Annotated in this window: 24 protein-coding genes; 21 read left to right on the top strand and 3 right to left on the bottom strand. The window is 73.0% G+C overall.

All coding sequences use genetic code 11. The annotated features are described in order from the left end of the window. Positions 1-113 precede the first annotated feature (113 nt). Genes phnG through OVA28_RS07585 form a run of 10 tightly spaced genes read left to right on the top strand, consistent with a single transcriptional unit; the run spans position 114 to position 8,053 of the window. Positions 114-599, top strand: coding sequence for a phosphonate C-P lyase system protein PhnG (phnG, locus tag OVA28_RS07630; protein ID WP_268096465.1), 486 nt, complete (start codon positions 114-116; stop codon positions 597-599). Then, complete coding sequence (phnH, locus tag OVA28_RS07625) at positions 596-1,216, top strand: phosphonate C-P lyase system protein PhnH (RefSeq protein WP_268096464.1); 621 nt, start codon at positions 596-598, stop codon at positions 1,214-1,216. The genes phnG and phnH overlap by 4 nt, the downstream gene beginning before the upstream one ends. Beyond that, positions 1,216-2,289, top strand: a complete 1,074-nt coding sequence (locus tag OVA28_RS07620; protein ID WP_268096462.1) for a carbon-phosphorus lyase complex subunit PhnI — start codon at positions 1,216-1,218, stop codon at positions 2,287-2,289. The genes phnH and OVA28_RS07620 overlap by 1 nt, the downstream gene beginning before the upstream one ends. Next, positions 2,286-3,158, top strand: a complete 873-nt coding sequence (locus OVA28_RS07615; RefSeq protein ID WP_194661343.1) for an alpha-D-ribose 1-methylphosphonate 5-phosphate C-P-lyase PhnJ — start codon at positions 2,286-2,288, stop codon at positions 3,156-3,158. The genes OVA28_RS07620 and OVA28_RS07615 overlap by 4 nt, the downstream gene beginning before the upstream one ends. Beyond that, positions 3,155-3,934, top strand: a complete 780-nt coding sequence (gene phnK, locus OVA28_RS07610) for a phosphonate C-P lyase system protein PhnK (protein ID WP_194661344.1) — start codon at positions 3,155-3,157, stop codon at positions 3,932-3,934. The genes OVA28_RS07615 and phnK overlap by 4 nt, the downstream gene beginning before the upstream one ends. Before the next feature lie 7 nt (positions 3,935-3,941). Then, a complete protein-coding gene (gene phnL / locus OVA28_RS07605) occupies positions 3,942-4,667 on the top strand; it encodes a phosphonate C-P lyase system protein PhnL (RefSeq protein ID WP_268096461.1) in 726 nt (241 codons plus the stop codon). Beyond that, positions 4,664-5,413, top strand: a complete 750-nt coding sequence (locus tag OVA28_RS07600; protein ID WP_194661346.1) for a DUF1045 domain-containing protein — start codon at positions 4,664-4,666, stop codon at positions 5,411-5,413. Before phnL ends, OVA28_RS07600 begins: the two co-directional genes overlap by 4 nt. Next, entirely contained in the window at positions 5,410-6,585 is a 1,176-nt protein-coding gene (locus OVA28_RS07595; protein WP_268096459.1) for an alpha-D-ribose 1-methylphosphonate 5-triphosphate diphosphatase, read from the top strand. The genes OVA28_RS07600 and OVA28_RS07595 overlap by 4 nt, the downstream gene beginning before the upstream one ends. Then, positions 6,582-7,172, top strand: coding sequence for a phosphonate metabolism protein/1,5-bisphosphokinase (PRPP-forming) PhnN (gene phnN / locus OVA28_RS07590; RefSeq protein WP_268096458.1), 591 nt, complete (start codon positions 6,582-6,584; stop codon positions 7,170-7,172). The genes OVA28_RS07595 and phnN overlap by 4 nt, the downstream gene beginning before the upstream one ends. Next, on the top strand, positions 7,169-8,053 hold the full coding sequence (locus OVA28_RS07585) for an oxidoreductase (protein ID WP_268096456.1): 885 nt from the start codon (positions 7,169-7,171) through the stop codon (positions 8,051-8,053). Before phnN ends, OVA28_RS07585 begins: the two co-directional genes overlap by 4 nt. Positions 8,054-8,086: 33 nt before the next feature. Here the strand turns inward: OVA28_RS07585 and OVA28_RS07580 are convergent, their stop codons facing one another. Next, entirely contained in the window at positions 8,087-8,752 is a 666-nt protein-coding gene (locus OVA28_RS07580; RefSeq protein WP_268096455.1) for an HAD family hydrolase, read from the bottom strand. Beyond that, positions 8,749-9,447, bottom strand: a complete 699-nt coding sequence (locus OVA28_RS07575) for an HAD family hydrolase (protein ID WP_268096453.1) — start codon at positions 9,445-9,447, stop codon at positions 8,749-8,751. The genes OVA28_RS07580 and OVA28_RS07575 overlap by 4 nt, the downstream gene beginning before the upstream one ends. 83 nt (positions 9,448-9,530) lie before the next feature. Here OVA28_RS07575 and OVA28_RS07570 point away from each other — a divergent pair, with 83 nt between their 5' ends. The 11 genes from OVA28_RS07570 to OVA28_RS07520 all read left to right on the top strand — a co-directional run bounded on the left by OVA28_RS07570 (position 9,531) and on the right by OVA28_RS07520 (position 20,217). Further along, positions 9,531-10,400, top strand: coding sequence for an alpha/beta fold hydrolase (locus OVA28_RS07570; RefSeq protein WP_268096451.1), 870 nt, complete (start codon positions 9,531-9,533; stop codon positions 10,398-10,400). Positions 10,401-10,542: 142 nt separating this feature from the next. Continuing rightward, the gene (locus tag OVA28_RS07565; RefSeq protein WP_268096448.1) at positions 10,543-11,448 is read left to right on the top strand and encodes a carbon-nitrogen hydrolase family protein; all 906 of its coding nucleotides are present in this window, start codon (positions 10,543-10,545) and stop codon (positions 11,446-11,448) included. Continuing rightward, positions 11,441-11,740 (top strand): MSMEG_0570 family nitrogen starvation response protein, encoded by a 300-nt coding sequence (locus OVA28_RS07560; RefSeq protein WP_194661353.1) that lies wholly within the window; start codon positions 11,441-11,443, stop codon positions 11,738-11,740. Before OVA28_RS07565 ends, OVA28_RS07560 begins: the two co-directional genes overlap by 8 nt. Further along, positions 11,737-13,017 carry an MSMEG_0569 family flavin-dependent oxidoreductase gene (locus tag OVA28_RS07555; protein ID WP_268096446.1) on the top strand — a complete coding sequence of 427 codons (1,281 nt, stop codon included), beginning with the start codon at positions 11,737-11,739 and terminating at the stop codon, positions 13,015-13,017. Before OVA28_RS07560 ends, OVA28_RS07555 begins: the two co-directional genes overlap by 4 nt. 25 nt (positions 13,018-13,042) lie before the next feature. Further along, positions 13,043-13,891: a carbon-nitrogen hydrolase family protein gene (locus OVA28_RS07550; protein ID WP_268096445.1), complete on the top strand. Its 849-nt coding sequence runs from the start codon at positions 13,043-13,045 to the stop codon at positions 13,889-13,891. Between the two features lie 203 nt (positions 13,892-14,094). Next, complete coding sequence (locus tag OVA28_RS07545; RefSeq protein WP_268096442.1) at positions 14,095-14,643, top strand: MSMEG_0572/Sll0783 family nitrogen starvation response protein; 549 nt, start codon at positions 14,095-14,097, stop codon at positions 14,641-14,643. Positions 14,644-14,646: 3 nt separating this feature from the next. Next, positions 14,647-15,720: an MSMEG_0568 family radical SAM protein gene (locus OVA28_RS07540; protein ID WP_268096441.1), complete on the top strand. Its 1,074-nt coding sequence runs from the start codon at positions 14,647-14,649 to the stop codon at positions 15,718-15,720. Position 15,721: 1 nt separating this feature from the next. Further along, entirely contained in the window at positions 15,722-17,161 is a 1,440-nt protein-coding gene (locus tag OVA28_RS07535; RefSeq protein WP_268096440.1) for an MSMEG_0567/sll0787 family protein, read from the top strand. 13 nt (positions 17,162-17,174) lie between these two features. Further along, on the top strand, positions 17,175-18,320 hold the full coding sequence (locus tag OVA28_RS07530; RefSeq protein WP_268096439.1) for an MSMEG_0565 family glycosyltransferase: 1,146 nt from the start codon (positions 17,175-17,177) through the stop codon (positions 18,318-18,320). Continuing rightward, positions 18,320-19,798 (top strand): AMP-binding protein, encoded by a 1,479-nt coding sequence (locus OVA28_RS07525; protein WP_268096438.1) that lies wholly within the window; start codon positions 18,320-18,322, stop codon positions 19,796-19,798. Before OVA28_RS07530 ends, OVA28_RS07525 begins: the two co-directional genes overlap by 1 nt. Before the next feature lie 8 nt (positions 19,799-19,806). Further along, on the top strand, positions 19,807-20,217 hold the full coding sequence (locus OVA28_RS07520; RefSeq protein ID WP_268096437.1) for a cupin domain-containing protein: 411 nt from the start codon (positions 19,807-19,809) through the stop codon (positions 20,215-20,217). A 148-nt stretch (positions 20,218-20,365) separates the two neighbouring features. On the opposite strand, the gene OVA28_RS07515 is transcribed toward OVA28_RS07520, so the two are convergent. After that, the gene (locus tag OVA28_RS07515) at positions 20,366-20,875 is read right to left on the bottom strand and encodes a hypothetical protein (protein WP_268096436.1); all 510 of its coding nucleotides are present in this window, start codon (positions 20,873-20,875) and stop codon (positions 20,366-20,368) included. Positions 20,876-20,918 lie beyond the last annotated feature (43 nt).

Raw genomic sequence — 20,918 nt, 5'->3', positions numbered from 1 at the left:
CCGGATGTTCACCCGCTGTCGTGCTGCTCGTCGCCCCGTGCGGTCGTGCTGCTCGACCGGCAGCGCTACGGTCAAGTTATCCAGAAACACAGACAACTTGATCGGAGGACGTGATGTCCACGAACCCAGCAGCACCGGCGGCCGTCGTCGTCGAGCGGCAGCGGTGGATGCGCGCACTCGCGCTCGCACCGACCGCCGCGCTCGACGCCGCGTGGCGACGGCTCGAACCGAAGCCCGACGTGCAGGCGATCCGCGGACCGGAGACCGGACTCGTCATGGTCCGTGCCCGGGTCGACGCCGGCGGGGACCGCTTCAACATGGGCGAGGCGACGGTGAGCCGGGCGACGGTCCGGCTGCGCGGTGCCCCGCTCGACGCCGACGTCGTCGGGACGTCGTACCTGCTCGGCACCGACCTCGAGCACGCGCGGCTCGCCGCCGTCTTCGACGGGTTGCTCGCCGACGCCGGCCTGCGGGAGCGCCTGCTCACCGAGGTGGTGGTCCCGCTCGAGGACGCCCAGGCCGAGCGCGACGAGGCCCGCCGGGTCGAGGCCCGCAGCACGCTGGTCGACTTCTTCACGATCTCGCGGGAGCACGCATGAGCACCACGACGCCCATCCCCGCCCCCGGGTTCGACGACCCCACCCGCGGCGCGCAGCGGGTGTTCCGCGCCGTCCTCGACGCGCTCGCCCACCCCGGGCGGCGGTACCCGCTGGCCGTGCCGCCGGAGGCACCCGGGGCGTTCGGCCCCGGGCTCGCCGCCGTCGCCCTCACGCTGTTCGACGAGGAGTGCTCGGTCTGGATCGCCGGCCCCGCCGCTGACGACCCGGAGCTGGCGGCCTGGCTGGCGTTCCACACCGGAGTGGCCAGGGCCGCCCAGCCAGCCGAGGCCGACTTCGTCGTGGTGACCCGAGCCTCCCGTCCGGCCCTGGCCGACCTGGCCCAGGGCACCGACGTGGACCCGCACCGTTCCGCGACCCTCGTGCTCGACGTGCGCGAGCTCGACGGGCAGCTGCCGCTCACCGCGAGCGGCCCCGGCATCGACGGCAGCGTCGACGTCGACGCACCGTGGGCCGACGCCGCGTTCCTCGAGGAGTGGCGGCAGAACGGCGCGCGGTTCCCGCGCGGCGTGGACCTGCTGCTCGTCGAGCGCGACCACGTCGCCGCGCTCCCCAGGACCACGCGGCTCACCGCGTCCGACACCGCACAGGAGGCCTGATGTACGTCGCAGTCAAGGGCGGCGAGAAGGCGATCGCCAACGCCCACGCCCTGCTCGCCAAGGAGGGCCGGGGCGACCCCGAGACGCCCGTGATCACCGTCGACGCGGTCGCCGGCCAGCTCTCGGTGCTCGTGGCCCGCGTCATGAACGAGGGTTCGCTGTACGACCCCGAGCTCGCGGCCCGTGCCGTCCTGCAGGCGCAGGGTGACGTGCTCGAAGCCGTCACCCTCGTGCGGTCCTACCGCACCACGCTCCCCCGCCTCGGCTACACGCTGCCGCTGGACACGGCGTCGCTCCCCCCGCAGCGGCGGATCTCGGCGACCTTCAAGGACCTGCCCGGCGGGCAGCAGCTCGGCGTGACGTTCGACTACACGCACCGGTTGTTCTCGGACGCCGCGACGGACGGTCCGGAACCGACCGCGGCCGCGGCGGAGGAGTCCCGACCGATGCCGCGCGTGAACGACCTGCTCGGCGACGCGTCGCTCATCGAGCCGGAGCGGTCCCCGGACTCGACCGACCCGGAGCCGGCCGACCTGACGCGCGACCCGACGATGTTCCCGATGAGCCGGGCCGAACGGCTGCAGGCGCTGGCGCGGGGCGACGAGGGCTTCCTGCTGTCCCTCGGCTACTCCACGCAGCGCGGGTTCGGGCGCACGCACCCCTTCGCCGGCGAGGTCCGGGTCGGTGAGGTCGAGGTGGAGTTCGACGCCCCCGACCTCGGCTTCCCGGTGCCGCTCGGCCGGCTCGAGGTCACCGAGTGCCAGATGATCAACCAGTTCACCGGCAGTGCCGACAAGCCGGCCCAGTTCACCCGCGGCTACGGCCTGGCCTTCGGGCGGAGCGAGCGCAAGGCGATGTCGATGTCGCTGCTCGACCGGGCACTGCGCGCCGACGAGTTCGGCGAACGACGCGTCGCACCGGCGCAGGACGAGGAGTTCGTGGTGAGCCACAGCGACAACGTGCAGGCGACGGGCTTCGTCGAGCACCTGAAACTGCCCCACTACGTCGACTTCCAGGCGGAGCTCGGGCTGATCCGGCGGCTCCGCGAGGAGCACGCGGCGGTGCCCGCATGAGCGGCGAGCTGGTGTACAACGTCGGGTACCTCGACGAGCAGACCAAGCGGATGATCCGCCGTGCCCTGCTGAAGGCCGTGGCGATCCCCGGGTTCCAGGTGCCGTTCGCCTCGCGCGAGGTCCCGATGCCCCGCGGCTGGGGAACGGGCGGCGTGCAGGTGACCGCGGCGGTCCTCGGCGAGGACGACGTCCTCAAGGTGATCGACCAGGGCGCCGACGACACCACCAACGCCGTGTCCATCCGGCAGTTCTTCGCCCGGGTGAGCGGCGCCGCGACCACGACCCGCACGGACGAGGCGACGGTGATCCAGACCCGGCACCGGATCCCGGAGACGCCGCTGCGGGACGGGCAGGTCATGGTCTACCAGGTGCCGATCCCCGAGCCGCTGCGCTTCCTGGAGCCGCGCGAGACCGAGACGCGGCGGATGCACGCGCTCGAGGAGTACGGCCTGGTCTACGTCAAGCTCTACGAGGACATCGCGCGGTACGGGCACATCGCCACCACGTACGCGTACCCGGTGATGGTCAACGGGCGGTACCTGATGGACCCGTCCCCGACGCCGAGCTTCGACAACCCGAAGCTGCACCGGAGTCCGGCGCTGCACCTGTACGGCGCCGGCCGCGAGAAGCGGATCTACGCGGTGCCGCCCTTCACCGACGTCGTGAGCCTGGGGTTCGAGGACCACCCGTTCGAACCGCAGCGGTTCGAGCACCCGTGCGCGATCTGCGGGTCGACGGGCGTGTACCTCGACGAGATCATCACCGACGACGCGGGCGGCGTGCTGTTCGCCTGCTCGGACACCGACCACTGCGAGCGGACGGTCGCCGCGGGCGGCGGAGCCGCGACGACCGAGGAGGTCACCGCATGAGCGAACCACGTCCCCTGCTCCAGGTCCGGGGTGCCGGCCACCGCTACGGCGACCGGTACGGCTGCCGCGACGTCGACTTCGAGCTGTGGCCGGGCGAGGTGCTCGCCGTCGTCGGCGAGTCGGGCTCCGGCAAGTCCACGCTGCTCGGCACGCTGTCCCGTCGCCTGTCCCTGACCGAGGGCTCCATCCGCTACGGCACGGCCGACGGCGAGACCGTCGAGCTCGGTGACCTGAGCGAGACCGCGCTCCGCCGGCTCTGGCGCTCCGAGTGGGGCTTCGTCCACCAGGACGCCGCCGATGGCCTCCGCATGCACGTCAGCGCCGGCGGCAACGTCGGCGAACCGCTCATGGCGACGGGCTGGCGGCACTACGGACAGATCCGAGCCGCGGCCGCGGAGTGGCTCGAGCGCGTCGAGATCCCGGTGGACCGCATCGACGACACCCCGGCCACGTTCTCCGGCGGCATGCGCCAGCGCCTGCAGATCGCCAGGAACCTCGTGGTGTCGCCCCGACTGGTCTTCATGGACGAGCCGACCAGCGGGCTCGACGTGTCGGTGCAGGCCCGCCTGCTCGACCTGATCCGCTCCCTCGTCGCCGAGCTCGGGCTGGCCGTCGTGATCGTCACGCACGACCTCGCGGTCGCCCGGCTCATCTCCCACCGCACGCTCGTGATGCAGGGCGGCCGGGTCATCGAGTCCGGTCTGACCGACCGGGTGCTCGACGACCCGCAGGCCGCGTACACGCAGCTCCTCGTCTCCTCGATCCTCCAGGGGTGAACCGACCATGACCGATCCGATCCTCACCGTCTCCCAGGTCGAGAAGACCTTCACCATGCACCTGCAGGGCGGCCAGCGCATCGAGGTGCTCCGCGGCCTCAGCTTCCGCGTGCACCCGGGCGAGTGCGTCGTCCTCGGGGGCGCGTCCGGCGCCGGCAAGAGCTCCGTCCTGAAGATGGTCTACGGCAACTACGCCGTCGACCGGGGCAGCGTCCTGCTCGGCACCGACCCGCCGCTGGACCTGGCCACCGCCGACCCACGGCAGGTCATCGCCGCCCGCCGCGACACGATGGGCTACGTCAGCCAGTTCCTCCGCTGCGTCCCCCGCGTCCCCGCGATCCAGGTGGTCGCCGAGCCGCTGCTCGAACGGGGCATCGACCGCCTGGAGGCTCGTGACCGGGCCGCCACGCTGCTCACCCGGGTGCACATCCCGGAACGCCTGTGGTCGCTGCCGCCCGCCACCTTCTCCGGCGGCGAGCAGCAGCGCGTCAACATCGCGCGCGGCTTCATCGCGGACCTGCCGCTGCTGCTGCTCGACGAGCCGACCGCGTCCCTCGACGCACGGAACCGCGACGTCGTCGTGGAGCTGATCGACGAGAAGCGGCGCACCGGCACCGCGATGCTCGGGATCTTCCACGACGCCGCGGTCCGTGACGCGGTCGCCGACCGCGTGGTCGACGTCGCGATGTCCTCGCCGGCCGCGGCGCGGGAACTCGAGCGGGCCGACGCATGAGAGCAGCCGTCTACGCCGCACCGGGGACACCGTCGGTGCACCCCGGGGCTGCGCGGCTCCGCACCCTGGCGGAACAGTGGCTCGGGCGGAGCATCACCGGGGAACCCGTCGAGGCCGCGGCGCCGCTCGGCCACAGCCGGTCATCGATCGACGCGATCACGCGGGACGCTCGACGCTACGGTTTCCACGGGACGCTCAAGGCCCCGTTCCGGCTCGCACGGGGACACAGCCTCGACGAACTCGACGGCGCCGTGGCCCGGTTCGCCGCACGTCGACCGCTCGTGGTGCTCCCCGCGCTCACGCTGGCACGGATCGACGGCTTCTTCGCGCTGGTCCCCGGCGTCCCCGCCCCGCGGCTCGACGCCATCGCGAACGACGTGGTGATGCGGTTCGACCGGTTCCGGGCACCGCTCTCCGACGCGGACCGCGCCCGACGCGAGCAGGCCGCACTCACCGAGCGGCAGCAGGAGCTGTTCGACGCCTACGGCTACCCGTACGTGCTCGAGGAGTTCCGGTTCCACCTGACCCTGACCGACCGCGTCCCCCCGGGGCAGCAGCCCGAGGTCGAGCGCATGCTCCGCAGCTGGTTCGACGAGGTGCTGGGACACGACGTCCCGCTCGACGCCCTCGCGGTGTTCGTCGAACCCGAGCCGGGCGCCCCGTTCGTCCTGCACGCCGCACACCGGCTCCACCCCACCCTCACCTCCCGCACCGCCGAAGCCCCAAGCAGCGAAGGACCACGATGACCCGCGAGACCGTCTTCACCAACACCCGCGTCGTGCTCGGCGACGAGACCGTGCTCGGCTCCGTCCTGGTCCGCGACGGCGTCATCGCCGACGTCGCGACCGGTCCGGCCGCGACCGTCGGGCTCGACCTCGACGGCGACCACCTGATGCCGGGTGTCGTCGAGCTGCACACCGACCACCTCGAGTACCACTTCAGCCCGCGGCCGGGGGTCTCCTGGGACCCGCTGCCCGCGGTGCTCGCGCACGACGCACAGCTCTCCGCTGCCGGTGCCACCACCGTGTTCGACGCGGTCCGCATCGGCTCGGAGCCCGACGGGCGCGACGGCGCCGCGGCTGCGGCGCACCGACTGGCCGGGGCCGTCGAGTCGGCGATGGGCGCAGGACTGCTCCGTGCCGAGCACGCCGTGCACCTGCGCTGCGAGGTGTCGTCCGCCGACTGCCTCGACGCCTTCCACGAGTTCGACGACGACCCGTTCGTGCGGTTGGCTTCACTCATGGACCACACGCCCGGACAGCGGCAGTACGCCGACGTCGAGGACTTCAAGCGCTACTACCTCGCCAAGCGCCGGGTGAGCGAGGCGGACTTCGAGCAGTACGTGCAGCTGCTCCACGAGCAGTCGGCCCTGCACGCCGACCGCAACCGACGGGCCATCGCTGCCCTGGCCGCCGAACGCGGCATCACCCTCGCCGCCCACGACGACGCGACGCCCGAGCACGTGGCCGAGTCCGTCTCCCTCGGTGTGCACATCTCGGAGTTCCCGACGACGGTCGTGGCCGCGCGCGCCGCGGTCGACCAGGGGCTGCACGTGGTGATGGGCGCACCGAACATCGTCCGGGGTGGCAGCCAGTCCGGCAACGTGGCGGCGTCGGAACTGCTCGACCTCGGCCTGCTCGACGTGCTCTCGTCCGACTACGTGCCGTCGAGCCCGCTGCACGCCGTGTTCCAGCTCGCGGCCGACGGCGTGATCAGCATGTCCGAGGGTGCCCGGCTCATCAGCACGAACCCGGCACGCGCGGTCGGGCTCGACGACCGCGGCGAGATCGCCGTCGGCAAGCGCGCGGACCTGGTCCGGGTCGCCACGCACGAGCTGCCCGCGGACGAGCGTCGGCCGAACGGTCGGAGCATGCCCGTCGTCCGCGGCGTCTACCGCAGCGGGGAACGCGTCTCGTGACGTCGACCCCGATCGGCCCCGGCGCGTTCGTCGCCGTCGTCGGCGCGAGCGGCGTCGGCAAGGACGCCCTCATCACCTACGCGCACGACCGGACGCCGGACACCGTCCGGTACCCGCGACGGACCGTCACGCGGCCGTCCGGTCCGGGCGAGGACCACGACCCGCTCGGTCCGGACGCCTTCGCCGGCGCGGCACGAGCGGGCGCGTTCGCCGTCCACTGGCACGCGCACGGGCTCGACTACGGCATCTCCGCGCAGGTCGACGACGACGTCCGAGCGGGCAGGACGGTCGTCGTGAACGTCTCCCGGGGTGTCCTCGAGGAGCTCGCGGAGCGCTACGACCGCCTCGTCGTGGTCCGTGTGACCGTGCCGGACGAGGTCCGCGCCGAGCGCCTCAGGTCCCGCCGGCGGGAGTCCGGCAACGCGGTCACCGCCCGGCTCCAACGCCCCGATCCCGCCCCGGACCACCAGGTCGACGTGGAGATCCGCAACGACGGGCCCCTCGAGGTCGGTGGCGAGGCACTGCTCGCCACCGTCCTGCGGACGCACGCCGGTGCACGGTCCTCTGCGTCAGGACAGCCGCGATGAGCTCCAGGGTCGCGGTGGTCGGCCCCGGCGCGATCGGCACGACCATCGCCGCGGCACTGCACCAGGCCGGACGCACGCCGGTCGTCGTCGGGCGGTCGGCGCGCGGCGAGCTCCGCTTCCGCAGGGGCTCGGAGCGGGTCGTCGTGCCGGGTCCGGTCCGGACGGACCCCGACGCGGTCGACGGTCCGTTCGACCTGGTGTTCCTGGCGGTCAAGACCACCCAGGTGGCCGGTGCCGCTCCGCTGCTCGGGGCGTGCTGCGGTCCGGACACCGTCGTGTGCGTGCTGCAGAACGGCATCGAGCAGGTCGAGACGGTCGCCCCGCTCGTCCAGGGAGCAACCACCGTCCCCGCGGTCGTCTGGTTCCCGGCGGTCCGACAGCCCGACGGCGAGGTGCTCCTCCGTGGACCCGCGCGGCTCACCCTGCCCGCCGGGACGGCGTCCGACCGTGCCGCCGCGGCGCTCGACGGGTCGTGGTGCACGGTCGAGACCACCGACGACTTCCACAGCACGGCGTGGCACAAGCTGCTGCAGAACGCCGCCGCCGGGCTGATGGTCCTGACCGGTCGCCGCTCGGGCATGTACACCCGAGACGACGTCGCCGGCCTGGCCGCGGCCTACCTCCGCGAGTGCCTGGCCGTGGCTCGCGCCGACGGCGCCGCGCTCGACGACGCCGTGGTCCAGGCGGTCCTCGACGGCTTCCGGACGCGGCCCGCCGACCTCGGGACGTCCATCCTCGCGGACCGCGTCGCCGGGCTCCCGCTCGAGTGGGACGCCAGGAACGGCGTCGTGCAGCGCCGCGCTCGAGTGCACGGGCTCCCGACGCCGGTGTCCGACGTCGTCGTGCCGCTCCTGGCCGCTGCGAGCGACGGGCCCGGGTGACCTCGCTGGCTGTCGAGCCCGGGTTCCCGGTCGTCAGCCACCGGCGGAGTCGAGTCCGCGCTCCCACCGTCCCAGCCACGGCAGGATCGCGGTCAGGTCGTCCGTGTCGAGGGCATCCGTGGCCCCGGCCCGAGCTGCTGCACCGGCGTTCAGCGCGAGCGACACCGGCACGGCCCCGAAGAGCGGCAGGTCCGAGCGGCTGTCCCCGACCGCGCAGCACCGGTCCGGCGGCAGCCCCCGTGCCGCGGCGAGCGCCAGTGCCCGGTCGCGCTTGTCGTGCTCGTCGACGTGCTCCGCGACGGTGCCGTCGTACACCCCGTCAACCAATCCGACGCGCGGTCCGCCGTTGGCCGTGACGCCGAACCGTCGGGCGAGCGCCGCACTCACCGGCTGCCAGGCGAGCGAGGCGAGGACCGGCTCGACGTCGCGCGCCACGCACCACGCGACGACGGCGTCGATGCCGGCGATCACGGGCAGGTCCTCGAGCCACCGGTCGATCGTCGCCGGGGTGGTCCCCCGCCATCCCCTGGCGTCGATCTCGCTGACCTCCTGGTTGGACAGCTCGCCACTGGCGTACCGGGCCTCCGCCTGGTCGAGCTCGTGCTGGTGCCCGAGTCGTGCGGCGAGGAAGCTGCTGCTCGAGCCCGACGGCACGAGCGTGCCGTCGATGTCGACGAACAGGATGCCGCGCGGGCTCACGCCGGTCGACCGCTCCGACGGGGGTCGAGCACGGGCCAGCCGGACGCGCGGGCGTGGGCGGCGAGCTGCCGGTCGGGGTTCACCACGACGGGGTGTCCGACCAGGGAGAGCAGCGGGATGTCGTGCCGGGAGTCCGAGTAGGCCCAGCACCCGGCGGGGTCCGCGCCGCTCCGCTCGAGCAGCCGTCGCGCCGCGGCCGCCTTGTGCGTCCCGTGCAGGAACTCGCCGTCGGGGCGTCCGGTGTAGATGCCGTCGTGCACCTCGAGGCCGCTGGCGAGCGCACCGGTCAGGCCCAGGCGCTCGGCGATGACCTCGGCGAGGAACGCCGGCGACGCGGTCACGAGCCACACGTGGTGCCCCTGGTCGAGGTGGTCCTGCGCCACCCGCGCCATCGCCGGCCAGACCGCGGCCTCGGTGTGCCGGTCGTAGACCTGGTCGGCCAGCCGCGCCATGTCGGCGACCGGGACACCCGTGAGCACCTCGAGCCCGCGGACCCGGGCGGAGGCGAGGTGCCGGTCGTTCTCGCCGCGGACCTTGAACCGCGCCTGCTTCCACACGGCCCCGACGATGTCCCGCACGGTGATGAGCCCGGCTGCCCGCAGCCCCCGCACGAGGTGGAACACGCTCGCGCCGTGGATGAGCGTGTTGTCCACGTCGAAGAACGCGATGACCGGGGTGCTCGCGTGCTCGTCCATGATCGGCTCAGGCTACGCGACTGGTCCGTCGGTCCCGCGGTTCGCCATGATGGACACCACCACGCGACCCGAAAGGCTCGACCATGCCGCTCGTGCACACCCGTTCCACCGAGATCGAGTACCTCGACGAGGGCCCACGGACCGGCACGCCCGTCGTGTTGGTGCACGGCTTCCCCGACCACCCGGGAACGTGGGACGACGTCGTCGCCGCGCTGCCCGATGGTCTCCGGGTCATCCGCCCGTTCCTCCGCGGGGTCGGGGGGACCCGCGTCGTCGACCCGGAGGCCCGGTCGGCGCAGGTCGCCGCGCTCGCGACGGACCTCCTGGACCTCCTCCACGAGCTCGACCTGGGACCCGTCGTCCTGGTGGGGCACGACTGGGGCGCCCGCACCTCGCACGCCCTGGCCGCACTGGCGCCCGAAGCCGTCTCGGGCCTGGTGACGATCGCCACGGCGTACGGGCCGTCCTCGTTGCTGCAGGGCGAGGCGGCACTCGACGAGGTCGCGGGGGCCTGGTACCGCTACTGGCTCTGCACGGAGACAGGAGCAGATGCTTTCCGACAGGCGCCGGAGGACCTGGTCAGGTGGGCGTGGAGGCACTGGTCCCCGTCCCTCCCGCTGTCCGCCGACGCGCTCGACGAGGTGCTCCGAGCGGTCGACACCGACGACTTCGCCGACCTCGTCGTCCACTACTACCGACACGGCACGGGCGAGGCGCCGGGCAGTCCCCGGTACGAGGCGGCCGAGGCCGTCCTCGACGCCTGGCCGGCGATCACCGTCCCGACCACGTTCCTCATCGGGCTGGATGACGGCTGCGAGACACCGACGATGGCCCGCGCGAACGCGCCGTGGTTCCCAGCGGGCCGTCGCCTGGTCGAGCTCGACGGGGTCGGCCACTTCGTCCAGCGGGAGGACCCGCGCGCGGTGGCCGACGCGATCGCGCAGTACCTCTGAACCACCCGCGGTGGCAGGCCGGCCTGTCCCACCGCACCACAGCCTCCCGGCTGGCAGCCCGGACCACCTGCCGCGGCCCGTCGTAACGATCTCTCATTCCGACGGAAACCAATCCGTAACACCCGCTGCTCAGACTGGCTGCATGTCCCCCATCACCGTCGCGGCGGTCTCGGCGAACTTCAGTCGTGACCTCGACCAGAACTACGCGCTCATCGAGCAGACGATCGCGGAGGCCCGCGCGCGGGGCGTCCAGTTCGTGGCGTTCCCCGAGGCCTCGATCGGCGGGTACCTCTCCTCGCTCGGGAACCACGGTGACACCGTGGCCACGACCAAGCGGTCGCTGCCACCGGCGGTCCGGCTGGACGGCCCGGAGATCCGGCGGGTGCAGGAGCTCGCCGGCGACATGCTCGTCGCGATCGGGTTCTGCGAGCTCGGCGACGACGGCGAGACGCGGTACAACGCGGCGGTCTGCCTCGACGGCGGCCAGGTGTACGGCTCGTACCGCAAGGTGCACCAGCCGCTCGGGGAACACATGTCGTACGCCGCCGGCGACTCCTACGCCGCCTTCGACACCCCGCTCGCCCGCGTCGGCCTGCAGATCTGCTACGACAAGGCGTTCCCCGAGGCGGCTCGCATGCTCGCGCTCGACGGCGCGGAGGTCATCGTGAGCCTCTCCGCCTGGCCCGCCGCGCGCACCGCCACGGCCGAGGACCTGCAGGATGACCGCTGGACCTACCGGCACAACACCTTCGACGTCGCACGGGCGCTCGACAACCAGGTGTTCTGGATGGCGTCGAACCAGTCGGGCACCTTCGGGTCACTCCGCTACGTCGGCAACGCCAAGGTCGTCGACCCGGGTGGCAACGTGCTCGCGAACACGTTCCTCGACTCCGGGCTGGCAGTGGCCGAGATCGACATCGCCGAGACGTTCCGCGGCATGCGCGGCGGGATGTTCCACCTGCGGGACCGTCGGCCGGACCTCTACGGCCCGGTGAGCGAGTCCGACACCGCGTCCGTCACCGGCTGGCAGGAGCTCGCACATGCCTGAGATGCAGTTCGCGGTCCGCTGGCCGGACGGCACCGAGGCCTCCTACTACTCACCGAGCCTCGTCATGCACGACTTCCTCGACGCGGGCTCCGCCTACCCGGTCGCCGAGTTCGTCCGTCGGGCCACCGAAGCGCTCGACATCGCCAGTGAACGCGTCCGCGCGAAGTACGGCTTCGCGTGCACGTCGGCGATGCACACGCAGGAGTCGATCGCGCTGGCCGCCACACGGACCCCGCTCGGGGACGTGACGGTCACGGCGCTCGAACCGCCCGTCGCAGGGGCGCCCGCGTGATCCCGACCACGATCCGGAACGGCGACCACTTCGAGGCGGTCGTCGTCGGCGGCGGGCAGGCGGGCCTGTCCGTCAGCCACGGCCTCGTCGAAGCGGGTGTGCGGCACGTCGTCATCGAGCGGGACTCCGTCGCGCACGAGTGGCGGGACGGGCGCTGGGACGCCTTCACACTCGTCACCCCGAACTGGCACTGCCACCTCCCCGGGTACCCGTACGACGGCGACGACCCGGACGGCTTCATGACCCGCGACGAGACCCACGCCTGGGTGCGCCGCTACGCCGACACGTTCGACGCGCCGGTCGCCGAGGGCGTCGCCGTGCAGCTCGTGACCCGACGTCCCGACGGAGTGTTCGTCGTCACCACCTCCGCGGGCACGATCACGGCGGACACCGTGACGGCGGCGACGGGCGGCTACCACCGCCCCGTCGTGCCGATGTGGGCCACCGAGGTGCCGGCACACGTGCACCAGGTCCACTCGCACGAGTACCGCAACGCCGCAGCACTGCCAGGAGGCCCGGTGCTGGTCATCGGGACCGGCCAGTCCGGCACGCAGATCGCCGAGGACCTGCACCTCGAGGGCCGCCAGGTGCACCTCGCCGTCGGTCGGGCTCCGCGGGTCGCCCGGTTCCACCGCGGCAGGGACTGCATGACGTGGCTCGCCGAGATGGGCGTCTACGACATCCCGATCGCCACGCGGGGACTCGCCAAGCGGGAGTCCACCAACCACTACGTCACCGGGCGCGACGGCGGACGGGACGTCGACCTGCGCGCCTTCGCCCGCGAGGGCATGGGACTGCACGGCCGCGCCACGGGCATCGAGGACGGCGTCGTGCACTTCGACGACACCCTCGCGGCGAACCTCGCGCACGCGGACTCGGTGGCCGACTCCATCAAGGACGACATCGACGCGTACATCGCCCGCGAGGGCATCGACGCTCCCGCCGAGGCCCGGTACGTGCCCGTGTGGCAGCCGGAGCCCGGACCGTCGGCGCTGCGCCTCGACGAGGTCGCCACCATCATCTGGGCCATCGGGTTCCGCGCGGACTGGTCCTGGCTCGGTGCACTCGACGTCCTCGACCCCGAGGGGCTCCCCCTGCAGGACCGGGGCGAGACCAGCGTCCCCGGGTTCCGGTTCATCGGGCTGCCGTGGATGCACACCTGGGGCTCCGGCCGCTTCCACGCCGTCGCGCGGGACGCCGAGCACGTCGCGGCCGGGATCGCGCGGACCGTCAGGACGTCGCCGGTCCGGACGGCGGTCCCCGAGCCGGCGCCCTGACCCGGCCACGGCCTACGCTGGGGCCGTGACCACCGTGACGATGGCAGCCGTCGCCGCGCACTTCGGGCGGGACGTCAGCCGCACGCTCGCGAAGCTCCCCGGGATCATCGAGCAGGGCCGCGAGCGCGGCGTCGACCTCCTGGTGCTGCCCGACGCCACCATCGGCGGCTACCTCCTCGACCTGCACCACCCGGCGTCCGCCGCCGACGGCATCCCCGAGGCCATCGACCTCGACGGCCCAGAGGTCCGTGCGGTCGCCGCGATGGCCGGCGACATGACCGTGGCGTTCGGGATCTCCGAGCGAGGTGTCGTCGACGGGGTGCCCGTCCGGTACAACACCGCGGTGTGCGTCACCGGCGACGGGGTCCTCGGCACCCACCGCAAGGTGCACCTCCCCCTCGGCGAGTCCGAGGCGTACGTCGCGGGCGACTCGTTCCGGGCCTTCGACACCCCGGCCGGCCGCATCGGGATGCTCATCGACTTCGACAAGACCTTCCCGGAGTCCGCCAGGACCCTGGCGCTCGACGGAGCCGCGGTCATCGCGTGTCTCAGCGCCTGGCCGGCCAGCGTCACCGACCGCTCGGACCGCATCCGGACGGACCGCCAGGCGCACCTGTTCGACCTCTACGACTGCGCCCGCGCCGCGGAGAACCAGGTGTTCGTCGTCTCCTCGAACCAGACCGGCGTGCTCGGGGACCTCCGCTTCCTCGGGCAGGCGAAGATCGTCGACCCCGGCGGGGAGATCATCGCGAAGACCTGGGCGAAGGGCGGGATGGCGGTCGCCGAGGTGGACGTCGACGCGACGATCGCGCGGGCCCGGCGGTCGCTCGACCACGCGGCGCAGCGGGTCACCGGCGCGTACCGGCTGCGCTGAGAGCCGGGCGACGGCACGGAGCGGGCGAGGCGTCGACCGGCCGTCATCTAGCCACCACCAGGGCCAGAAACCAGAACGTCATCGACGAAACGCATCGTTGTTCCAGGTGAAACCAGTCCGAAACGGGCCTCGACACAGACTTGGACCACCGCCAGGAGCACCCGCCGGGCGGCACATCCGACGCTGAGCCCTGGGAGCACCCGATGACCGATGCAACGACCGCCGAGACGCCGGACCACGACACCCTGGTCGCGGAGAACGCGGAGAAGTCCCGCAACGAGATCGCCCACCCGTCCCTGCCGAAGGGCAGCAACATCTACGGCTCGACGAAGGTCTTCCCCGACTACACCGCGACGCCGGACCAGTACTACTTCCAGCTCGTCCACGGCATCGCGCACGAGTCCTCGGTGTCGTTCGTCGCCGTGCTGCAGGCCACGCGGGCCCTCCGCAAGGGCTTCACGAGCGTCCTCTACTTCTACGGCCCCGGAGCGATGAACTGCATCGCCAACCGCGGCTTCCCGACCACGGGATCCGACGGGTTCCCGGGCGAGAACAACATCAACAACGCCCTCGAGACCTTCATCGCCGAGGGCGGCACGGTGTTCTGCTGCCGGTTCGGCCTGGCGCTGCACGGCAACCGCGAGGAGGACCTCATCGCGGGCGTGACCCCGTGTCACCCGCTGGACGTCCAGGACGCCGTCATCCACTATGCCCGCAAGGGCGCGATCATCAACAGCACCTACATGGTCTGACCCGTGACGATCACGAACAACGGGGCCGTCGGTCACCGCGTCGCCCTCTCGCTGCTCGGGGTCCGCGTCGCCGCCCCCGTGCACCGCGAGGGCGGCGCCGGCCCCTCGGACGACGGCCACGTCCTGTTCGAGGGCCTGCAGGCCGCACTGCCCGTCAACGCGACCAGCCCGTACACCGTTGCCGACGGCAAGCTCATGCTCGAGGGCGCCGACCTCGGCCTGTCGGTCGAACCGGTGTCGCGCCCCCGCTTCTACGACATGGCGACGGCCGACGGCACCCCGTACGAGCAGATCGCTCGACTGCACGGCGCTTCGGTCCTCGCGACGACCGTCGTGCAGACCTGCATGCGGTACGACGAGGCGGAACGCTGCCGCTTCTGCTCGATCGAGGAGTCCCTGCGTGCGGGCAGCACGATCGCGGTCAAGACGCCGGCGATGCTCGCCGAGGTCGCCGAGGCAGCGGTCCGGCTCGACGGCGTCACGCAGATGGTGATGACGACCGGCACGTCGAAGGGGCGCGACCGCGGCGCCACACACCTGGCCCGGTGTGTCCGCGCGATCAAGGAACGCGTCCCCGAGCTCGGCATCCAGGTGCAGTGCGAGCCGCCGGCGGACCTGTCGACGATCACCGACCTGTACCAGGCGGGTGCGCGGAGCATCGGCATCCACGTCGAGTCGATGGACGACGACGTCCGGCGCCGCTGGACACCCGGCAAGGCCCGGGTCCCGCTCGACGAGTACCGCGCCGCCTGGCGTGAGGCAGTCCGGGTGTTCGGCTGGAACCAGGTCTCGACCTACCTGATCGTCGGCATGGGCGAGGACCCGGACGAGCTGGTCGCGTCCGCCGCGGAGCTCATCGACATGGGCGTCTACCCGTTCATCGTGCCGTTCCGTCCCATCCGCGGGACGCTCGCGGTCGACGTCGACGGCGCCACCACCCCGACGCGCGACGTCATGCACGACGTCACCCGTCGCGTCTCCGACCTCCTCCTCGCCGCCGGGATGCGCGGCGCCGACCAGGCCGCCGGCTGCGCCGCGTGCGGAGCGTGCTCGGTCCTCAGCACGACGGGAGCCTGACGTGCCGGTCTTCGACGTCCCCGCCCTGACGGGTCCGGAACCGGTCCGACCGGGTCCGAATGCTGACCCCGCCTGGGTGGTCGGCATCGCGGACAGACGCGACGTCGCCGAGGACCGCCGGCTCCGTCGCGACGCGTTCGTCGACGAGCAGGGCCTCTTCGCCGGCAGCGACCACGACGACCTCGACGACGACCACCGCACCGTGGTGCTCGTCGCGCGCGCCACCGACGGCAGCGGGACGGTGCTCGGCGGCGTCCGCATCGCCCCCGCCACGATCCGGGACACGGGGTGGTGGACCGGCAGTCGGCTCGTCGTCGCGCCGACCGCGCGCAACGTCTCCGGGATCGGACCCGCCCTCGTCCGAGCGGCCTGCGCCCTCGCGGAACAGCGCGGGGTCCTCCGCTTCGACGCCGTCGTGCAGGAGCACGCGGCCGTCCTGTTCCGACGGATCGGCTGGCACGTCACCGGCACCGACGTCATCGGCGGCGTGCAGCACCTGCGGATGCGCTGGCCGATCGACCGGTACCAGCGGCTCGTCGACACCACCAAGGCACACCTCGCCGGGCTCTTCGGCGACGACCAGCCCGGGGGTCAGGGGTGGGTCGGCGACGACGGCGCCCCGGTCAGCGGCACCGACGTGGTGGCGGCCTGCGACGCGATCCTGCCGAGCATGGTCGAACGGGACCCCGAGTGGGCCGGGTGGTGCGGCGTCCTCGTCAACGTCAACGACCTCTCCGCCATGGGCGCGACCCCGACGGCACTCCTCGACGCCGTCGCCGGCCGCGACGCGTCCTTCGTCGCCAGGGTCGTCCGCGGTCTCCGCCGGGCAGCCGACGCCTGGGGCGTGCCGATCATCGGCGGCCACACGCAGCTCGGCGTCCCCGCAGCGCTGTCGGTCACCGCGCTCGGTCGCACCACCGACCCGGTGCCGGGTGGCGGCGGACGGGCCGGACAGCGTCTGACGCTCACAGCCGACCTGACCGGAGGATGGCGCACCGGACACCGCGGTGCGCAGTGGAACAGCACCGAGGGACGCGACCGGGCAGCCCTGCGCGACCTCGCCGAGACGGTCGCCCGAGCACGACCCGACGCGGCGAAGGACGTCAGCATGGCCGGCATCGTCGGGACCGCCGGCATGCTCGCCGAGGCGTCCGGCTGCGGGGCCGTCCTCGACGTGGTCGACGTCCCGACCCCGCGGCTCGCCACCACCGCCGACTGGCTCGGCTGCTTCCCCGGCTTCGCCATGCTCACCGCCGACGACCCCGGCGCCGGTCGGATGCGCTCGGCCGCCGCCGTCACCGCCGAGTGCGGCGAACTCACCGCCACCCCCGGCGTCCGGCTGCGGTGGCCCGACGGCGAGGAGACCGTCGCGGTCACCGGCTCGGTCACCGGGCTCGGCCCCGCCACGGGGACCACCGCGAGCACCGCGCTCGCCGGCTGACCGCGCGCCGCCGATGCGCATCGCCCTGCTCACCTACTCCACGAAGCCCCGCGGCGGGGTGGTCCACACGCTCGCGCTCGCCGAGGCCCTCGCCGCGTCCGGCCACGACGTGACCGTCGGCACGCTCGGCCGAGGCGGGGACGAGGTGTTCTTCCGTGCCGTCGACCCGAGGGTGACCATGCAGGTCGTCCCGTTCCCCGACGCATCCCCCGACGAGACAGTCGGGGAACGCATCGTCCGGTCGATCGAGGCGCTCCGTGCCGGACTCGACCTGTCCGGCTTCGACGTCGTCCACGCGCAGGACTGCATCTCGTCGAACGCCTGCGCGGGCGCCGTCCGCACCGTCCACCACCTCGACACGTTCACGACCGCGCAGCTCGTCGCCTGCCACGACCGGGCCGTCCGCGAACCGGCCGCCCTGGTCTGCGTGTCCCGATCGGTCGCCGCCGAGGTCACGGCGTCCTACGACCGGTCGGCCACCGTCATCCCGAACGGCGTCGACGCCGCCCGGTTCACCGATGCCGCCGCCGGCACCCCGGCGGCCGTGGCAGCCCGGGCAGCGTGGACCGACCGTCTCGGCCGGTACGTCCTCGCCGTCGGCGGCATCGAACCGCGCAAGGGCACCATCGACCTGCTCCGCGCCTACGACCTCCTCCGGACCCGCGGCCACGACGACGTCACGCTCGTCCTCGCCGGCCGCGAGACCCTGTTCGACTACCGGCCCTACCGCGCCGAGTTCGACGCCGTGGTCCGGGACCGCGGGGTCTCGGTGACGGAACTCGGCGTCGTCGACGACCCGAGCCTCCCGGCCCTGGTCGCCAGCGCAGCCGCCTTCTCCTTCGTCTCCACCAAGGAGGGCTTCGGCCTGGCGGCCATGGAGGCGCTCGCCGCCGGCGTCCCGGTCGTCGCGCGGGACCTCCCCGTCCTCCGCGAGGTGTTCGGCGACACCGTCGCCTTCGCCGCGGACGTCGACGGCATCGCCGACGCGCTCGGGTCCGCGCTGCGCGACCCGGTCGACCCACTGTCGGGACGAGCGCTCGCATCGAGCTACTCATGGACCGCCGCCGCAGCCGCGCACGTCGAGCTGTACGGCCGGCTCCTCGACCGCTCCGGCGGTGTACCGATCGGCCGCGTGCGATCCGACGCGGTCCCCGCCTGATGCGCGTCTCGATCTCGCGGGCCTTCACCGCGCTCGCGGCGGAGGACCCGGACCGGCTCGCCGTCGACGACGGCATCACCCGGCTGGACCGTCAAGCGCTCGAGGACCGGTCGAACCGGCTCGCCTGGCTCCTCCTGGAGGCCGGGGTCACCACCGACGCGTTCGTGACGGTCATCGGGTCCAACAGCGTGGACACCGTGGTCGCCACCGTTGCGGCGTGGAAGGCCGGCGCGACGCCCCAGCCGCTGTCACCCCGACTGCCGCCGCACGACCGCGACGCCGTGCTGGACCTCGTCCGACCGGCACTGGTCCTGACCGATCAGCCGATGGCGCGGCACCGGTCGATGCCCCTCACCGGCTGTGGTTCCGGAGCCGGGGACGTCGCCGTGCTCCCGGACGCCGCCGCGCGGTCCTGGAAGGCGCCGACCTCCAGCGGGAGCACCGGCACTCCCAAGGTCGTCGTCGCGGCGGCCTCGGCCCACGTCGACCGGGAGGGCCGGGTCGCCGCGTTCGTCCCCCGGCACGCGACGCAGCTGGTTGCCGGTCCGCTGCACCACGCGGCGCCCTTCGTCTACGCGATGCGCGGCCTGATGACCGGGCACGAGCTCGTCCTGCTCCCCCGGTTCGACGCCGGAGCCTGGCTGGCGGCCGTCGAGCGGCACCGGGTCACGTGGAGCATGCTCGTGCCGACGACGATGTCGCGCGTCACCGCGCTCGGTCCGGACCGCCTGGCGAGCGCCGACGTGTCCTCGCTCGAGTCGGTCCTGCACATCGGGTCCACCTGCCCGCCGCACGTGAAACGTGCCTGGATCGACTGGCTCGGCCCCGACCGGGTCGTCGAGGTGTACTCCGGCACCGAGTCGAACGGGCTGACGATGATCACCGGTCGGGAATGGGTGGAGCGACCAGGCTCCGTCGGGCGGGCGGCAGGAGGCTCCTCCGTCCGCGTCCTCCGACCGGACGACACCCTCGCCGGACCGGGCGAGATCGGACGCATCGAGTTCACCCGACCGGGGCCCGCCACCTCCCGGTACCTCGGCCGACCGGAGCCCGCCGCCGACGCGTGGCACGGGCTCGGGGACATGGGCCACCTCGACGACGAGGGCTACCTCTACCTGGCCGACCGCGCCGACGACCGGATCGTCTCCGGCGGCGTCGACGTCTGGCCGGCCGCGATCGAGTCCGCGCTCGAGGCCCACCCCGCCGTCCGGTCGTGCGTCGTCGTCGGGGTGCCGGACGACGACCTCGGCGAGCGGGTCCGCGCGGTCGTCGACGTCGGAGACGGGGACCTCGACGAGACGGATCTGGGCCGATGGGCCGCTGAGCGCCTGGACCCCGAGCGGCGGCCCCGCGAATGGGTCATCGTCCGCGAACCGCTGCGCGACGACACCGGGAAGGTCCGCCGCGCCCGCTGGCGAGGTGCGGTGGACGAACAGGCACCGCCATGCCCACCGCCATCGCCACCGAGAGAACCGTGAGGAACGCCATGACCGCACCTGCCCCGACCAACATCCTCGACGTGACCGTCGTGGACTCGAACCGAGCGCCCTGGGACCTCTTCGTCGTCCCGCAGACCGGCGCCGAGATCCCCAGCAAGGCGCTGGTCAGCGACCCGGACACGGGCATGCAGGTCTTCAAGATGCGCTACCCCGCGGGCTTCGTCAACAAGTGGCACACCCACTCGCACGCCCACGGCATGTACGTCCTCGACGGCGTCCTCCACACGCACCAGGGCGACCACGGCCCCGGCTCGTTCGTGTGGTTCCCGGAGGGCGGCTGGATGGAACACGGCGCCACCGAACACGGCGACGTCACCTTCCTGTTCATCACGAACAAGCCGTTCGACATCGCCTACGAAGAGGACGCGGTCCACCCGTACCCGCCGCACCTGACCTGAGCGCGCGGACGCCGGATCAGCCCTGCACGGTCGGCCCCGGTGCAGCGACCGTGGAAGCGGCCTCCGCGGACCGGGCCAGGAGCCGCTGCCCGAACCGGGTCATGTAGCCGCCGTAGGACAGCGTCGCGGCTGCGGCACCAGCACCGACCTACGACCACGCGAGCGGCCACGCCGAACCGTCGGCGAGCACGGCGACCACGCCGGCGAGCCCCACGAGGGTGGTCCACGTCGCGATCCAGGTGTCGATCGACCGGTGGAACACGCGCGCCATCGGGTAGAAGTGCAGGCCGACGATGACCGCGATGGTCGGCACGATGAACCGGTCCAGGCCGTTCGCCCCGAGGACCCCGACCGCGACCCCGATGAGCAGCCCCTCGGCGCCGAACACCGCCCCGAAGAGCGCGCCGTTCGGCTTCCGCGCCTGGTCCGACGCGCTGAGCACGGTGGACATGCGTCGGCCGGCGACGAGGAGCCGCACCGCCTGCACGACGAACAGGACCGCCGCCGCGGCGCTGACCACCATGACCACCGCCGCGACCGGCGTCGGCCACCCGGTGAAGGTGTCGCTCGCCCACCAGAGCGAGAACACGGCCATCAGGACCAGCCCCGACGCGACACCGGTGGCAAGGGCTCGGGGTGGACGCGTCTCGTCGCTCATGGTCGCGATCCTAGGGCCCACCCGTGTCGGACGGGAGGCTCGT

Source organism: Curtobacterium sp. SL109, from assembly GCF_026672405.1.
GTDB lineage: Bacteria > Actinomycetota > Actinomycetes > Actinomycetales > Microbacteriaceae > Curtobacterium.
Note: the sequence above shows the minus strand (reverse complement) of the source record. Positions and strands in the feature narration are given on the sequence as shown.

Bases quoted from the DNA above. Each gene is read 5' to 3' on its own strand.
- phnG (WP_268096465.1), top strand. From the start codon at position 114: ATGTCCACGAACCCAGCAGCACCGGCGGCCGTCGTCGTCGAGCGGCAG.
- phnH (WP_268096464.1), top strand. From the start codon at position 596: ATGAGCACCACGACGCCCATCCCCGCCCCCGGGTTCGACGACCCCACC.
- OVA28_RS07620 (WP_268096462.1), top strand. From the start codon at position 1,216: ATGTACGTCGCAGTCAAGGGCGGCGAGAAGGCGATCGCCAACGCCCAC.
- OVA28_RS07615 (WP_194661343.1), top strand. From the start codon at position 2,286: ATGAGCGGCGAGCTGGTGTACAACGTCGGGTACCTCGACGAGCAGACC.
- phnK (WP_194661344.1), top strand. From the start codon at position 3,155: ATGAGCGAACCACGTCCCCTGCTCCAGGTCCGGGGTGCCGGCCACCGC.
- phnL (WP_268096461.1), top strand. From the start codon at position 3,942: ATGACCGATCCGATCCTCACCGTCTCCCAGGTCGAGAAGACCTTCACC.
- OVA28_RS07600 (WP_194661346.1), top strand. From the start codon at position 4,664: ATGAGAGCAGCCGTCTACGCCGCACCGGGGACACCGTCGGTGCACCCC.
- OVA28_RS07595 (WP_268096459.1), top strand. From the start codon at position 5,410: ATGACCCGCGAGACCGTCTTCACCAACACCCGCGTCGTGCTCGGCGAC.
- OVA28_RS07585 (WP_268096456.1), top strand. From the start codon at position 7,169: ATGAGCTCCAGGGTCGCGGTGGTCGGCCCCGGCGCGATCGGCACGACC.
- OVA28_RS07575 (WP_268096453.1), bottom strand. From the start codon at position 9,447: ATGGACGAGCACGCGAGCACCCCGGTCATCGCGTTCTTCGACGTGGAC.
- OVA28_RS07570 (WP_268096451.1), top strand. From the start codon at position 9,531: ATGCCGCTCGTGCACACCCGTTCCACCGAGATCGAGTACCTCGACGAG.
- OVA28_RS07565 (WP_268096448.1), top strand. From the start codon at position 10,543: ATGTCCCCCATCACCGTCGCGGCGGTCTCGGCGAACTTCAGTCGTGAC.
- OVA28_RS07560 (WP_194661353.1), top strand. From the start codon at position 11,441: ATGCCTGAGATGCAGTTCGCGGTCCGCTGGCCGGACGGCACCGAGGCC.
- OVA28_RS07545 (WP_268096442.1), top strand. From the start codon at position 14,095: ATGACCGATGCAACGACCGCCGAGACGCCGGACCACGACACCCTGGTC.
- OVA28_RS07530 (WP_268096439.1), top strand. From the start codon at position 17,175: ATGCGCATCGCCCTGCTCACCTACTCCACGAAGCCCCGCGGCGGGGTG.
- OVA28_RS07525 (WP_268096438.1), top strand. From the start codon at position 18,320: ATGCGCGTCTCGATCTCGCGGGCCTTCACCGCGCTCGCGGCGGAGGAC.
- OVA28_RS07520 (WP_268096437.1), top strand. From the start codon at position 19,807: ATGACCGCACCTGCCCCGACCAACATCCTCGACGTGACCGTCGTGGAC.
- OVA28_RS07515 (WP_268096436.1), bottom strand. From the start codon at position 20,875: ATGAGCGACGAGACGCGTCCACCCCGAGCCCTTGCCACCGGTGTCGCG.